We start from the raw sequence: 14,629 nt of genomic DNA on the forward strand, positions 1-14,629 counted from the left end.
AAATGATGGTTATTTTTGAAGGGTTTCGCGCAAGGTTTTCAGGGCACTGACAATAGCCGACACATCCGCCTCCTCACCCTGCTCCAACCAGTGAATGGACAACCCCTGACGGGACACCACAAGCCCGGTTACTCCGGCAGGCAAGGCAGGTAATACCTGTTCCAGGGTATCTTCAATTCCCGGTTGGGCAGGCCCTTGAAACCAGCGCCAGTTGGGCCATTGCGCCTCCATACCACGGCGGTTGTTATGGGTCAGCACCCAGGGGCGCAGCCCTTCCGGGGCACTATTGCCCCAGGGCAATAAATAACTGATGGAATCCAGATCGCGTTCATCATCACGAGCATCCGGGCGGCGGGCAATTTTTACGTGCAGGCCCGCAGCGGAAGCGCAGCGGCGCAGGTTTTCCTGTTTTTTTTGCCGCGGAGATGATTTAAGTCCAATAATGGGCGAAAGAACCAGCGCCAACACCACAAGAACCCAGATATATTCCATACTTTATATAGTTGCCTGTTAAATTTATTAATGCACACACTTCATATACAGCAGGAGGTCACCCATGCCTGAGTATAAACACATACTGGTGGGCCTGGATTTATCACCAGAGTCTAACCAAGTGGTCAATCGCGTAGCCCATTTGTTCTTGAGTGGCACTGACAATGCACCACGGATCACGCTGATGCACGTTCAGGAGCCCCTGTCGTTCGCCTATGGCGGGGACATCCCCATGGACCTCTCCGACGTGCAAAGCCAGCTGGAAGAACAAGCCCGCAAAAGTTTGGCGCGCCACGGTAGCACATTATCTGTACCCAGCGCAGACCAGATAGTGATTGTCGGCCAACCCGCCCATGAGCTTCATCGCTATGCCGATGAACACCAGGCCGACTTAATTGTCGTAGGTAGTCATGGGCGCCACGGTCTGGCACTGCTGCTGGGTTCCACCGCCAATGGCGTTATTCACGGTGCGGGCTGTGATGTGTTGGCGGTGCGAATAAGGGAGGAAAACTGAAGATTTTCTTCAGAATCTGTTCAGTCCGGGCGATAAAAGTTAGAGTGCCGCCAGTTATTTACTGGCCCAATGATCTGATATTGCTATGAAGCTTGTGTTTTCGACCATTGCTTTGGTACTGCTGACAGTACTGCCACAATCCGCAATGCCTGCGTCAAGCAGCTCGGAATCTGCAGGAGCGAGTATTGTGATTCGCTCGGGCCAGGCCCTGCCAGTGGACGAAAGCGAGCTTGAGCAACAGCGGCAATGGTTCCAGCAAGCCCTGAAAGCTCTGCGCCAGGGCAAACGCCAAAGATACCGCGCACTGCTGGCAAAGCTGGATCACTACCCGCTGAAATCCTACCTGGAATACGCGGATTTGGCAGGCCGCATCAACAGCCTTCGTCAGCGCGAAGTCGATCGCTTTCTCGATACCTACAAAGGTCAGCGCATCGCCGACAAAATGCGTTTGGTGTGGCTCAACAAACTCAAGCAACGTCGACGTGGTAACGACTTTATCAATTACTACGATCCCAAGCTGGCCAGTGCCCGACTGCGCTGTTACTACCAGTACGCCCGTTACCGCACCGGCGATCAGGCCCAACAGCAGGATGCCCTCAAACAGGGGCTGGCGCTGTGGAATCAGGGCAAATCTCAACCGAAAGACTGCGACAAGCTATTCACCCTGCTGGAAAGCCATGGCCACATCACCGACACTCTGGTTTGGCAGCGTTACAGCAAGGCTCTGTCCAATCGCCAGTACAAGTTGGCCCGTTATCTGCAAAAACGCCTTAAACAGCAGCCTTACGCCACTTGGGCGGCCAACGCCAGCGCCGCCAGTAAGCAACCGCAGCGCATTGGCAACTACTCACAGTTTGCCGACCACAGTCCGGAAATGCTGGCTATTATCGAGCACAACCTGCGTCGCCTCAGTAGCGGTGACCCAGTGGCGGCACTGAGCCACTGGCGCCATTACCAACAGAGCCACCCCTTTAAAATTCAGGCCCAGGGACGCATTGTTGATCGCTTGGCCAAACGCCTGTTCAGCAAGGAAGAATACACACTCACCGATCAGCTACTCGCAGACACCATCGCCATTGTGCCGCCACAGACACTGGAATGGCGGATACGCAAGGCATTGGGCCGTGCCAACTGGCAAGGTGCGCAACACTGGCTCAATCAGCTGCCCCAAGAGTATCGCCAGGAGGCCCGCTGGCTCTATTGGCAGGCACGGTTGGCACAACAACTCAAGGGCGAAGACCCCGCCCCGTTGTATGCGGAACTGGCGCAAAAGCGCAGCTTTTATGGCTTTTTGGCCACCGATTGGCTGAACGGCAATTACCACATGAACCACATGCCATTGCTGGTGGATGAAACCGAGCTGACCATGGTAGCGGCGATCCCGGCCATTCGCCGTGCCCGGGAGCTATACCACCACGGTGACAATGTGGCAGCTCGACGGGAGTGGCAATACGCCAGTCGCCGCTTCAACGAGCGCCAATGGCAGCTGGCCGCAGAAATATCCAAACGTTGGGGCTGGAGCAATCAGGCCATTGTCAGCATGATTCAAGCCAGCTACTGGAACGATATCGAGCGCCGTTTCCCCCTCGATCACCAACAGCAATTCAGCGATCGCAGCACTGAGCACAACATCAGCAGTCATCTGCTGCTGGCCCTGGCGCGCCAGGAAAGTGCACTGGCCGAGGACGCGGTATCGCCGGTGGGTGCCAGGGGCTTGATGCAGCTGATGCCCGCTACCGCTCGCCAAACCGCGCGCAAATACAATATTGCCTTGAAAAACAATAAACAGTTGCTGGAGCCCAGTAAAAATATTGAACTGGGCAGCCGTTATTACCGTGAACTGCTGGACCGTTTTAAAGACAATCGCATTCTGGCCACTGCCGCTTACAACGCTGGCCCCCACCGGGTAAACAGCTGGTTGAAGGTCAGTAACAAGCAGCTGCCCTTTGACGCCTGGATTGAAACCATTCCTTTTAAAGAAACCCGGAATTATGTCCAGAATGTACTGGCATTCTCTATGATTTACGCCCACCTACTGGGTTCTGACAGCCGTATGTTGAATGAGCAGGAAAAATCAAAACTGCTGTAACCAACAGTGATTTGCGAACTGTATGAGAAAGTCCCCTACCCCACTGGTGGATATCGGCCTTAACCTGGCCAACAAATCCTTTGCCGCTGACCAGCAGCAGATTCTTGAACACGCACTGGAGTGCGGCGTACAACACTGCGTGCTTACCGGCACCGACGCAACCACCAGCGAAATCGTCGCCGAACTTTGCCAACAGTACGCCGAGCAGTTTCCCAATATGCTGTATTGCACCGCCGGGGTTCACCCCCATCACGCCAGCGAGTGGAACAGCAACAGCAGCGAGCTGATCCGCCAGCTTGCTAAACAGCGACAAGTGGTAGCTATCGGTGAAACCGGGTTGGACTTCAATCGCAATTTTTCACAGCCTGCCGATCAACAACGGGCCTTTGAACAGCAATTGCAATTGGCAACGGAACTGCAACTGCCAGTGTTTATGCACGAGCGGGATGCCCATCAGCGTCAACTGGAAATCATCAAGGAATACCGTGATCAGCTGGTGGATGGGGTTATCCACTGCTTTACCGGCAGCCGCGAGGCGTTGTTTAACTATCTGGATCTGGATCTGCATATCGGCATTACCGCCTGGGTGTGCGACGAACGCCGTGGCACCGAGTTGCAACAACTGGTGAGCAATATCCCGTTGCAGCGATTGATGTTGGAAAGTGATGCGCCCTATTTACTGCCGCGCAATATCGAGCCAATGCCCAAAGAACTGAAAAGAAGCCGCCGTAATGAGCCTGCGTTTTTACCTTGGGTGTTAAAAGAAGTGAGCCATCGTTATGGCGAACCAGAAGACGAAATTGCCGCAGCCACTACGGCTACGGCAAAACGTTTTTTTAGAATTTAGTACTTTAAATTTCGCACGCTGTTTTATTTAGGCTTGCGAAACTTCAGCGTCCAGCGGTCGGTATTGCCAGTAACGGTTTTACGGCCCACTTCGTAGCGCAACTCGTCATCGGGTTTGTAGTGGATTGGAGAGTAGTCCACCAGCTCAAAACCCGCTGCCTGAATTTCCAGAATCGCCTGTACCGGATCAAAGCGACGACGGGTCTCGCGGTTAAGATCCTGCATATGACGGCGAGTATGGTCCACAACTCCGTAGATTCCACCGGGTTTGAGCGCTTTAAACACCGCTTCGTTCATTTCTGCACGGGACTCGGTATCCAGATTGTGGTAGTTGCGAAAGGTCAACACCATATCGGCTTTGGGCTTGCCCAGGTCGACCCCGGCTACTGAGTACAACAGGGGTTCGCTGGTGGAACGGGTGAAGGTTGCTTTCTCACTCGATACCGCTACTTTGTCAAAACCTGGTTGTTTTAACAGCTCACCCACGCGACGGGTACCAACAGCAACGATCAACTCACCTTCATCCGCCAGTACCGGTGCCAATAACTTGGTGTACCAACCGCGACCGGGGATCAGCTCGATCACTTTCATGTTTTCCTTCAAACCAAAAAATTGCAAGGTTTCCAGTGGCTTGCGGTTCTTATCTCGGGCGACTTCCGCCTCGGTGCGAATATCCGCTGCCATGGCCTTGGACAGTTTATCCGCCAACGGATCTGGCTCGGCGGCAACGCTGGCGGTGCTGGCAGCCAGCATCAAAGCGGCAAGTATTAATGGTGTTTTCATCGTATTCCCTCCAAAAATAATGTATGTGTATCAGCGAGCTGATTGTTCAATCATAGACGTTTTTACACCATTGAACCGCATTTAATACGCAACAATTTTTGCCGCCCTACCTGTGCAATACCCAACCCTCAAACCCAGTTCACATCTCCCGTTTTTCTCGCATATTAGATATGGCCTTTAGCGCTGTTTTGAGTACACTACGCGCTGCTTTTAACCGCTAAAAACATAAGGCCTACTTGCTGTAATGAGCCGTCAGGGAACCGCTAGCTGCTTTCAATTGAAAGGCGGCAATATCACCACCATCGTACTGGAACTCAACGACTACCCCACGCCACAGTTTGCCGAGCAACTGACCACCAAAGTGCGTCAGGCGCCGTCTCTGTTTCAACAGTCGGGGGTACTCATCAGCCTGGAACAATTTAGTCCCCGGGCACTGCTGGTGGACTTCAATGCCCTAGTAAAAGACTGTCACAAAGCCGGCCTGAAGCCCATGGCGTTTCGCGGTGGCGACAGCCAGTTTCAAAGGGCGATAGAAGAAACCGGCCTGCCCCACTTCCCGGCAGGCAACGGCCGCAGCCGCTCTCTCGACGTCCCCAAAGAACCGGAGAAGCCCACCACCAGGGTTGAAACCGTGGTTGAGGAAAAACTGGTCTACCGGGACAGTATGGTGATCGACAAACCGATTCGCGGTGGTCAACAAGTCTACGCCGAGGGCACCGATCTGATCGTTCTCGCCCAGGTGAGCGAGGGCGCGGAAGTACTGGCCGATGGCCACATCCATATTTACGCCCCGTTGCGCGGGCGTGCCCTCGCCGGGGTCAAAGGCAACTCACAGGCGCGTATTTTCTGTCAGCGGTTGGAAGCCGAACTGGTGTCCATCGCCGGCACCTTTATGCTCAGCGATGAACTGCAGCAACAAGCCTGGAAACAACCAACCAATATCTGTTTGCAAGGCGACCAACTGAAATTGTCGGTGCCGGGCAATACTCATTCTTGGACAAGCAACTAACTTATTTAAAGGAACCCCCAGTGGCGAAAATTATTGTTGTAACTTCCGGCAAAGGTGGGGTTGGCAAAACCACCACCAGTGCATCCATTGGCACCGGGCTGGCCAAAGCCGGCTTTCGTACCGTATTGATCGATTTTGATGTAGGGCTGCGCAACCTGGACCTGATTATGGGTTGCGAACGCCGTGTGGTGTATGACTTTGTCAACGTCATCAACGGTGAAGCCAGCCTTAACCAGGCGTTGATCAAAGACAAGCGCACATCCGACCTGTACATCCTGCCCGCATCGCAGACTCGGGATAAGGACGCGCTCACCGAAGAAGGTGTGGAAAAAGTACTCGACGAACTGGAAAAGGATTTTGATTACATCATTTGCGACTCCCCCGCCGGTATCGAACGCGGTGCGCAGATGGCGCTCTATTTTGCGGATATGGCCATCGTGGTCACCAACCCGGAAGTTTCCTCGGTAAGGGACTCCGACCGCATCCTCGGCATTTTGCAAAGCAAATCCCGCCGTGCAGAGAAAGGCGAAGCACCGGTGGAAGAAAAATTATTGCTTACCCGTTACAACCCTCAGCGAGTCATGGAAGGTGAGATGTTGAGCGTAGAAGACGTGGAAGAAATTCTTGCCATTCCCCTGCTCGGCGTGATTCCCGAATCGGAGGCGGTACTCAAGGCGTCCAACCAGGGCAGCCCGGTGATCCTCGATGAAAGCTCTGAATCCGGCCAGGCCTACGACGATGCGGTAGCGCGCTTGCTGGGTAACGAAGTGGCACACCGCTTCCTCAGCACCCAGAAAAAGGGCTTTTTCAAGCGCCTGATCGGAGCGGCGTAATGAGCATTTTCAGTTACTTCCGCACCCAGAAGAAAACCAGCTCCGCCTCGCTGGCCAAAGAGCGTTTGCAAATCATCGTTGCCCACGAGCGCGGCAAGCGCAACCAGCCTGACTACCTGGAAGCCATGCAAAAAGAAATCGTTAAAGTGATTCGCAAGTACGTGTCCATAGACAGCGACCAAGTCAGCGTCAATCTGGACAACAACGACGATTGCTCGGTTCTGGAGTTGAATGTCACCCTGCCCAGTTAAACGTTGGACACTGATTCCGAAATCAGTATACCCCATACAAAATACCCGCATTATCCGATGCGGGTATTTTGTATTTCGGCAAAACAAAAAAACTACAATCGCTTTTTCACCTTTGCGGTAGCGATTGCCTGAGAGGGATCATCCGGCCACGGGTGTTTGGGGTAACGGCCTTTCATTTCTTTTTTTATTGGCTGGTAACTGCTGCTCCAGAAACCCGCCAAATCCTGAGTAATTTGCAATGGCCTCCGCGCCGGTGACAACAGGTGTACCATCAGCGCAACTTTACCTTGAGCGACTGTCGGCGTTTGCAGGCAGCCAAACATTTCCTGCAACTTTACCGCCAGCACAGGGGGCGACTGGCTGTAATCTACCGAAATCATGGAGCCAGACGGCACGGCCAGCTTTTGCGGCGCCAAATCCTCCAATTGCTGGGGCAACGGCCAAGGCAGCAGGTTGGCAAGAATCGATGGCATATCCAATTGTTGAAAGTGGCTAAGGCGATTAACCGGCTCCAAGTAGGGAGCCAGCCAATCTTCCAGGCTGCCCAGCAGCGCATCATCGGATAAATCCGGCCAGGGTGACCCCAGGATTTGGTGGAGTAACATCACCCGACTGCGCCATTGTTTTAGGGCATCCGACCACGGCAAGATGCCCAACCCCTGATTGCGTACCACCTGCAAAAGTGCCGCCACTCGGTGTTTGGTATCCACAGCGGCAAGCGCTTCTGTGCGCCAGACAATCGCGCCAATGCACCAGCGTTTCTCCGCCACAAAGCGCTGTTCGCGGTCATCCCAACAGGCTTGTTCGGACACGTCCACCAAGGTCGTCAGTACATCGTCAAACAACGCCGGTTGCAACGGCACTGCGCTGTATATGTTGTCTTCGCTATTGCCAGAGTGCCCCCCCAAATCCGCCACCACCAACCAGGGTTCACCCAGCAAAGAGGTTTGCCCCCGAAAGCTGGCCAGGCGGCCATTGCTCAGCTGGTAGCGGCCATCGGGGCGCAGCCGGGCAATACGGTCCGGGTACGCAAACGCCAGCAACAGCCCCAAAGCGGTGGCTCTATCCGGGTGGTTGCGATCAGTGGCTGCGACCAAACCCTGAAAACGGCTGGCTTGATCCAATACCCGCTTACACCAAGGCTTCAAAGCCTGAGGACAGTGATGGCTATCCAGCGCATTCAGCGCATCGCTCAAATCAGAACCAAACACTGAGGGCACCGGCTCAGCCAACAACGCGGCCAGCTGACTGGCCAACAGCACCAAGCCATGCTCTGCACCCTGTAACAACATAGCGGCCAATCTCGGATGAGTCGGCAATTGTGCCATCTGTTCGCCACGACGATTCAGTTGCCAGCTGCCTGAGGAAGCTTGTTGAGCGGCACCGAAGCGCGCCAACAAGGCCAACGCCTGTTGATAGGCTCCTGTGGGAGGGGGATCCAGCCACTGCAAATCCAGCGGATCATCCACTCCCCAAGCCAACAATTGCAGCGCCAATGGCGCCAAGTCCACCTGCAACATTTCCGGCGTAGTGTGAGCGGCCAATTGCTGTTGCTGCTGCTCGCTCCACAAGCGGTAGCACACCCCGGCCTGCAAGCGCCCCGCCCTGCCGGCGCGCTGGACACTGGATGCTTTGGAAATACGACGAGTGCGCAAACGAGTCATACCGGTGCCGGGATCAAACTGCGGTTCCCGGGCCAGGCCAGAATCCACCACCGTGGCAATGCCGTCGATGGTAATACTGGTTTCTGCCACATTTGTCGAAAGTGCAATACGGCGTACAGTTGTGGTAAGCTCTAATTCACCATCAACCGGGAAGGTATATTCATACTCATACCCTTCAATTTCGGGGTCTGATTCATCATAAATTTCATATTCCCACCCATCAGAATCCTTACCCAACAACTCCCCCATGACAAAAGAACCTCTACGTTACGCTTACCTCTATTCTAGAGTAAGCAAAGAAAAACAAGCTACAACTGGGCAAGGCTTACAACGCCAAGAAGAAGCCGCGTTAAACTTTCTTCGCCAGCACCCTGAATATACTTTAAGTGAACATACATTCACCGACGCTGGAGTTAGTGGCTTTGACGGTTCAAATCTAAATGTAGACTCTGGATTAGGGAGCTTTCTTGCCGCCGCTAAAAGAGGAGAGATACCGGAAGACTCTCTATTGGTAGTAGAGGCACCTGATAGGCTCAGTAGGCTAGGAATATCAGCAGGTGAAGACCTTGTTAGAGAGGTCTTTAGCCATAAGATCAATATAGCATTAGTCAGATTTAACTTAATCCTAGAGCATAATGATAACAACAATATTCAAAATACTATTATCGCCAGTGTAGGGTTTTACCTTGCGCATTTAGAGTCAAAACAAAAATCCGAGAGGATAAGATCATCCATACGAAAAAGGCAGGCTATAGCAGCATCTGGTGGCGTCAAAAGAACAGAAGTCTGTCCAGCTTGGCTAACACTATCTAATGATCGTCGTGAGTTTATTGTTAATGAAGAACGAGCAAATCTTGTTAAACGGATGTTTGACATGAAATTAAATCGTCAACTAGGCCCGGACAAGATAGCAAGGCAGCTCAACAAGGAAGGCATTCCTTCATTTACCGGTAAGCTATGGGGCCGGGGAACCATTAGGCAGTATTTAACCAACCCAAAAGTAATTGGCGAATTTCAACCAACAATCATTAAGTCGGAAAAAGGGATTAAAAAGACGACATCAGATGGAGAGCCAATTCAAGGATATTACCCAGCCATAATAGAAAAAGATGTCTTTTATGCTACACAAGCAACCTTTCGAAAAGCCGAATTCAAAAGAATTGGTAACTTTGCAAACCTATTCCAAAAGATCACCATCTGTACCTTTTGTGGGGGAACTGTTGGCTATAAACAATCCGGCCCTCGATCTAAAGGGGCCGTATACCTTAAATGCAATAATTCCAACTACAACAGAGGCTGCAAAAGCCCAGGAATTAAATACCACCTTGCGGAAAAGGTGCTAGTGCAAATACTCTCTGGCTTAGACTATAGCCGGTTCTCACAAACCAAGGAAAACGACACCATAAATAGTGAGATAGATCAACTTTCCTTAAAAATACAAGCCTTAGAAGAGAAAATCACAATCAACGTCGAGAATGCCGACATGGGCAGCAAGGCAATTCGACAAAAATTTGTTGAAAAAGCCAACAATCTTGAAAATCAAAAACAAGAATACCTAGAAAAACTATCTATATTAAAATCTAGATCTAGATCCTTTCAAACAGACCACAGCATACCTGCTGACATTGATTTAGAATCCTTTGAAGGCAGGTCAAAATTTAACGAATTTTTAAAAAGAAATATAACCAGTATCAAGGTAAGCAAACACTCTATTCATATTCTTTTCCCATCAAAACAGTATATAAATATCGACATAGCAAATATTTTTGAAAAATCAGAAAAAGAAATTGATGAACTTTCAATACAAAGCCGAGTTAAGGAATATTCAACGCCGAGCGGATTTTATATATATGGCGACCACATAACTGAACAATCTTTACATGAAGAGTCATCAGGTGACGACTACCCATATGAAGAAGACCCTCCTGAGATGACATTAGAGCAGCTAGCAGAAGTACCCGAAGATCAACTTCACGCATCTCAGATAACCCTTGCTGAGATTGAGAAATCAAGGGGGCAATGACACCCCCATACCTGTTAAATTTTCTCCATGATGACTGCTTGCTTTTCAACACCGAGAGCGTTCATATAGCTACCTAAGCCTTTATAAACAAAGGTTTTGCCAAGTCTGCTCACATAATCACCTTTAATGGCCCCTTTCATATGAATCAGCACAGGCATATCTCTAGCATCACCATCACGAGTTGGAAACAATAGCGCCTTACCCCCCGAGACCTGTATTACCTTGTATGTCTTGTCGTCATAATCGAGAACAATCATTTGCCCGATTCGTTCATCACCAATTCTTCTATCAATTAGAGCCTCAACAAATGATCTTAAAGATACATCACCAAGAAATATACTCTGAACGCCTTTTTCTTTTTCAATATCAGCGATCACTTCTAGCTCTATTTTTCTTTGTTCCGCCCGGAAAGCGTCTTCTTTAGCAATTTGTTTTTCTAGGGCAATTTTTATTTTATTTTTCCGCTCATAAAGAGCACTTTTTAAAGCAGTTATATCCCCCAAACCTACAGGAGAGTTTAGATCATTTTTATCGTATATTTTTGAGGCTAGTTGCAAATAGTTACCTTTCACAACCTTAAAAAACTGACACAGAAAATGCTCTTGATTTTCACTGATTTCAGATTTATTCAACCCTTTGATACAAGACCCTTCGTAGCGAGCTAAGGCATCTTTATCAGAAATCCATTGATACAATTTATTAGCTATTTCTTCCTTGGTTTCATCTCGATACTCTTCCACAAGAATAGCTTCATACTTCTTAATATCTTTAGCGATGTTATTGATATTGGTTCGTTGACTTTTAGCGTTATACCAAGAGATCGCCTTATTCAGCTCACCTACTACCGGCCTTGTAAAGTATTTTAAGTATTCTTCATCACTTTTAGTGAAAACTGGGTAATCCCTGCTACCGTCCACACTTGATAAGGCACTTTCTGGAATGGTTTCATAAACTTTCCCTGCCGTAGAAAGTCCAGATTCAATTATTTCATTAAGGCTTTTAGCTGATGGGTAAACTCCCTTCCATACAACCTCACACCTATCAACATTATTTTCTCTAATGTACTTTAGATCATTCGCTAAAGTTTCTTTTATTTCATTTAGTTTTTTGATACCTCGATTATTCCATTTAATTTTTCCTGATGAATACTTTTTGATATTTCTCTTATAGTTTTCAATTTCAGTGTATATTCTACCTTTATCACCAAAAAAACTCATTGGAGCATACTTTTCAGTCAATTCATTGCACACTTCTTTATCAGCCTCAGAGCCATATAGACCGAAAGACAGCATCAACAGAACCAACGAAATTAGTGATCTAAATTCTCTAACCTTAAGCAAACATCTATTTGATTTTAAAATATTCATATTCAATTCCTTTTATTCATTCACCAATATCTCTAGCCCACTCCAGGGCTGACAAATGCATTCCACCACTGACTAGAACAGCCAAAATTGCTATAACAATTCCAGCATCGAACCCCCAAAAATAGTTTCCTATGCTGTAGCTAATCCAACCCCATGCCAAGCTGAGTGAAACAAGTATTACTGTAGCTATTGTCTTGAAAAATAGGCCAATAAGTAGAAACAGAAGGCAGGCACCACCTACCCACCATGAATTTGTCATTATTCCTGACACAACGGATACAATTGCAATCTCACCGAACAAAAAATTAGCGTTTTCTTCATTAAAACTGGCATTTGTCACCCCTTTTCGTACTTCGTTGTTTTCCATACATATTTCCTTGTCTCAGCCAAACTTAGTCACGAATTTCTTGACATTTTATAGTGTCACTAAAATCTTGACAATGCTCAGGACATCCCCACACAGCCAAGAATACAACCGCTTACGCAAATGGTTGAAAGACCAGCGTATCAGTGGGGATATATCCATCAGGGAAGTTGCTGATAGACTAGGCGACAACTTTCAAATGGTCGCCAAGATTGAGGAAAGCGGTGGCCGCAAGCTCGAACTATTTGAATATTTTAGATATTGCGAAGCTATAGGTGCTGACGCACTGGAAGGACTTAGATATTCAAGGATTAAAATTTAACCATTATGATCCAAAGAAAAGCCGGATTCCCGGAAGATCAACCTTAGCCACTAAATGTCTTGCATAAGACTTCCGCCAGCCAAATTCCCAGATCAAACCATCCGATAACAAGAGCTATAATTGATCCAAAAATGAAGAGCGAAAAGGTTAATGGGACTTTATCCCTTAACAGCTTAAACTTTTTCTGTTCATCGACCCAGGCTATCTGATGTTGCCAAAAAAATTTGTAGTGCGCATACCAATCGCTGAAGAGTATTTGTTTAGTTTGGGAAATTTTATAGTATTCATTCTGTATATTAAACAATTCCTCTTCCAATACTTTAATACTATCCTCATCAGCTGCTTTCGCTTTTCGATAAATAATAGAAAGCTTATTGTATAATTGAGTTAGTTCATTAGCGGCATCTTTATACTCAACTTTACCGGGGTTATACATTGATATATAAAGCCCAACAATTCCTAAAACTATAAATGTAGCAGAAATTAACCTCGTCGAAAGGTCATCAATAGCAAGCGCATATATACCAAAAGCCATTGATAAAAAACTTATAATACCCGGCGCTTTCTCGACTATATCAAGAGTGGCAAAGTGCTTTTTTGCACCAAACCCTACGTTGTAGCCTATTTCAGCCACACACATCAAAAAATCTTCTTTTTTCATTGTATAGGAACACTTATTCTATCTTTGGCAACTACAACTCCAGACTTAACTGCATAGCATTCGACAATGTGATTACCTTTAAAGTCTGTAGACTCTTTTCTTTTCATCAGACCATCATCTGATAAAATTTGACCTCTTATACAATTTCTTTGCTGAGCTGTTAACCCTCGATTCAATACTTTCCATTTAACAACATACGGCTTAGGAACATCACATTCCTCCACACTAAAAAGCAATTTCTTCCGAGCTAGTAAAGGAATTTTTTTAGTAATCATATATGTCAAAAAATGCTCTCTAAAACCATCTTGAGAGACTTCACACTCCAATTGGAGACTATAACGAATATCAACAGGATATTTATCCTCAATAAACTCTTCTGTATTATCCCACCCTTTTGCAGACTCGGTTACAGCACCCCCAGCTTCATCGTGAGCAGCAGGGAATGGCTGACCAAAAACCTTCTTCCATTTATCATTAGCACTTTTTGAATCACCGCTTTCGATTGCCTTTAGGCATAGTTCGTATGCTTTTTTAGCTTTTCGTTGAAATTTCTTTTTAACTCTAACATTTTGGCCGCTTCCAAGAGCTTTATAGTGGCTTTGTACAGGCTGATCCATAAGATACTTAAAGAAGTCCCGGCTCATATCAGCGTAGCTTGAAACTCCTTTATTATCATATTCAGATGTCCCTCTGAGGAAGTTGTAAGACAGTGTATCTATGAGAAGCCCGCCCATAGCCACACCGTGCTTATTTTTCCATGCTCTAACAATTTTACACAACCGTCGAAGGTTCTTATTTTTTTGATCGACAAACTCCTTCATAGCCCTAATTTCTTCTCGTGGCTTTGTAGGCTTCCAGCTCCCTCCATTATAGGTATCCGGATACTTGAAACTGCCGTCTTTTTGCTCAAAAACAGGTTGCACTTCGATATGAAAATTTGCGTACGACACCGTTACAACTAACCGATCCACACGAACATCCGTCTTGGGGTATCTAGCCTTAATTGCCTCTTTAGTATCTTGAAGAAGTTGTAATTGCCTCCCGTTTTGATATTTACCCCATTTGCCTTGAGGCATGACGTACAACATATCCAGGTCAGAAGTCCCCTTAATTGCCGTCCAGCGCCCATAAGATCCCACTTGCAAACTGTTAGCGGTTTTAGACTCTGAATCGCGGAATGCTTTATTTAAACTTGCAGTTACTTCGCCATAACGCAGAGCAATTTGATCCCCATTATCAATCTTTAGGTTGTCCAAAAATACTGTAAACATCTCACCCACAGTCATATCTAATATACCGATGTCAATAATTCATAAAATCGAAAAACACAATATAGTGTGTTTTTTTACATTCAACAACACTATATATAGTTAAATTATTCTTCTAAGAGAAAAGTAAGGGAACACTAACC

The 14,629-nt window shown here is 47.8% G+C and carries 14 protein-coding genes; 7 read left to right on the plus strand and 7 right to left on the minus strand.

What is annotated here, in order from left to right:
- Positions 1 to 9: 9 nt before the first annotated feature.
- Entirely contained in the window at positions 10 to 492 is a 483-nt protein-coding gene (locus KFE80_03465) for a hypothetical protein (GenBank protein UTW45970.1), read from the minus strand.
- 64 nt (positions 493 to 556) lie between these two features.
- On the opposite strand from KFE80_03465, the gene KFE80_03470 reads away from it, so the two are divergent.
- The 3 genes from KFE80_03470 to KFE80_03480 all read left to right on the plus strand — a co-directional run bounded on the left by KFE80_03470 (position 557) and on the right by KFE80_03480 (position 3,942).
- A complete protein-coding gene (locus tag KFE80_03470) occupies positions 557 to 1,006 on the plus strand; it encodes a universal stress protein (GenBank protein UTW45971.1) in 450 nt (149 codons plus the stop codon).
- Positions 1,007 to 1,091: 85 nt separating this feature from the next.
- A complete protein-coding gene (locus tag KFE80_03475) occupies positions 1,092 to 3,095 on the plus strand; it encodes a transglycosylase SLT domain-containing protein (protein ID UTW45972.1) in 2,004 nt (667 codons plus the stop codon).
- A 22-nt stretch (positions 3,096 to 3,117) separates the two neighbouring features.
- Entirely contained in the window at positions 3,118 to 3,942 is an 825-nt protein-coding gene (locus KFE80_03480) for a TatD family hydrolase (protein UTW45973.1), read from the plus strand.
- 23 nt (positions 3,943 to 3,965) lie between these two features.
- On the opposite strand, the gene KFE80_03485 is transcribed toward KFE80_03480, so the two are convergent.
- Positions 3,966 to 4,724: a class I SAM-dependent methyltransferase gene (locus KFE80_03485; GenBank protein ID UTW45974.1), complete on the minus strand. Its 759-nt coding sequence runs from the start codon at positions 4,722 to 4,724 to the stop codon at positions 3,966 to 3,968.
- Between the two features lie 244 nt (positions 4,725 to 4,968).
- Between KFE80_03485 and minC the strand changes: the two genes are divergently transcribed.
- Genes minC through minE form a run of 3 tightly spaced genes read left to right on the plus strand, consistent with a single transcriptional unit; the run spans position 4,969 to position 6,817 of the window.
- Positions 4,969 to 5,733 carry a septum site-determining protein MinC gene (minC, locus tag KFE80_03490; GenBank protein ID UTW45975.1) on the plus strand — a complete coding sequence of 255 codons (765 nt, stop codon included), beginning with the start codon at positions 4,969 to 4,971 and terminating at the stop codon, positions 5,731 to 5,733.
- Positions 5,734 to 5,753: 20 nt separating this feature from the next.
- Positions 5,754 to 6,566, plus strand: a complete 813-nt coding sequence (gene minD, locus KFE80_03495; GenBank protein UTW45976.1) for a septum site-determining protein MinD — start codon at positions 5,754 to 5,756, stop codon at positions 6,564 to 6,566.
- Complete coding sequence (gene minE, locus KFE80_03500) at positions 6,566 to 6,817, plus strand: cell division topological specificity factor MinE (GenBank protein UTW45977.1); 252 nt, start codon at positions 6,566 to 6,568, stop codon at positions 6,815 to 6,817. The genes minD and minE overlap by 1 nt, the downstream gene beginning before the upstream one ends.
- Before the next feature lie 92 nt (positions 6,818 to 6,909).
- On the opposite strand, the gene hrpB is transcribed toward minE, so the two are convergent.
- A complete protein-coding gene (hrpB, locus tag KFE80_03505; GenBank protein ID UTW45978.1) occupies positions 6,910 to 8,718 on the minus strand; it encodes an ATP-dependent helicase HrpB in 1,809 nt (602 codons plus the stop codon).
- Positions 8,719 to 8,728: 10 nt separating this feature from the next.
- Between hrpB and KFE80_03510 the strand changes: the two genes are divergently transcribed.
- The gene (locus tag KFE80_03510) at positions 8,729 to 10,504 is read left to right on the plus strand and encodes a recombinase family protein (GenBank protein ID UTW45979.1); all 1,776 of its coding nucleotides are present in this window, start codon (positions 8,729 to 8,731) and stop codon (positions 10,502 to 10,504) included.
- A 14-nt stretch (positions 10,505 to 10,518) separates the two neighbouring features.
- Here the strand turns inward: KFE80_03510 and KFE80_03515 are convergent, their stop codons facing one another.
- From KFE80_03515 to KFE80_03530, 4 genes are all read right to left on the minus strand, one after another.
- The gene (locus tag KFE80_03515) at positions 10,519 to 11,871 is read right to left on the minus strand and encodes a hypothetical protein (GenBank protein ID UTW45980.1); all 1,353 of its coding nucleotides are present in this window, start codon (positions 11,869 to 11,871) and stop codon (positions 10,519 to 10,521) included.
- 16 nt (positions 11,872 to 11,887) lie between these two features.
- Entirely contained in the window at positions 11,888 to 12,238 is a 351-nt protein-coding gene (locus KFE80_03520) for a hypothetical protein (GenBank protein ID UTW45981.1), read from the minus strand.
- Positions 12,239 to 12,600: 362 nt separating this feature from the next.
- Entirely contained in the window at positions 12,601 to 13,218 is a 618-nt protein-coding gene (locus tag KFE80_03525; GenBank protein UTW45982.1) for an SLATT domain-containing protein, read from the minus strand.
- Complete coding sequence (locus tag KFE80_03530) at positions 13,215 to 14,504, minus strand: nucleotidyltransferase (GenBank protein UTW45983.1); 1,290 nt, start codon at positions 14,502 to 14,504, stop codon at positions 13,215 to 13,217. Before KFE80_03530 ends, KFE80_03525 begins: the two co-directional genes overlap by 4 nt.
- Between the last annotated feature and the right edge of the window lie 125 nt (positions 14,505 to 14,629).

This window comes from bacterium SCSIO 12696, from assembly GCA_024397955.1.
GTDB lineage: Bacteria > Pseudomonadota > Gammaproteobacteria > Pseudomonadales > Porticoccaceae > SCSIO-12696.

Excerpts from the sequence above, each read along its gene's own strand:
- KFE80_03465 (UTW45970.1), bottom strand. The coding sequence starts at position 492 with ATGGAATATATCTGGGTTCTTGTGGTGTTGGCGCTGGTTCTTTCGCCC.
- KFE80_03470 (UTW45971.1), top strand. The coding sequence starts at position 557 with ATGCCTGAGTATAAACACATACTGGTGGGCCTGGATTTATCACCAGAG.
- KFE80_03475 (UTW45972.1), top strand. The coding sequence starts at position 1,092 with ATGAAGCTTGTGTTTTCGACCATTGCTTTGGTACTGCTGACAGTACTG.
- KFE80_03480 (UTW45973.1), top strand. The coding sequence starts at position 3,118 with ATGAGAAAGTCCCCTACCCCACTGGTGGATATCGGCCTTAACCTGGCC.
- KFE80_03485 (UTW45974.1), bottom strand. The coding sequence starts at position 4,724 with ATGAAAACACCATTAATACTTGCCGCTTTGATGCTGGCTGCCAGCACC.
- minC (UTW45975.1), top strand. The coding sequence starts at position 4,969 with ATGAGCCGTCAGGGAACCGCTAGCTGCTTTCAATTGAAAGGCGGCAAT.
- minE (UTW45977.1), top strand. The coding sequence starts at position 6,566 with ATGAGCATTTTCAGTTACTTCCGCACCCAGAAGAAAACCAGCTCCGCC.
- KFE80_03510 (UTW45979.1), top strand. The coding sequence starts at position 8,729 with ATGACAAAAGAACCTCTACGTTACGCTTACCTCTATTCTAGAGTAAGC.
- KFE80_03515 (UTW45980.1), bottom strand. The coding sequence starts at position 11,871 with ATGAATATTTTAAAATCAAATAGATGTTTGCTTAAGGTTAGAGAATTT.
- KFE80_03520 (UTW45981.1), bottom strand. The coding sequence starts at position 12,238 with ATGGAAAACAACGAAGTACGAAAAGGGGTGACAAATGCCAGTTTTAAT.
- KFE80_03525 (UTW45982.1), bottom strand. The coding sequence starts at position 13,218 with ATGAAAAAAGAAGATTTTTTGATGTGTGTGGCTGAAATAGGCTACAAC.
- KFE80_03530 (UTW45983.1), bottom strand. The coding sequence starts at position 14,504 with ATGACTGTGGGTGAGATGTTTACAGTATTTTTGGACAACCTAAAGATT.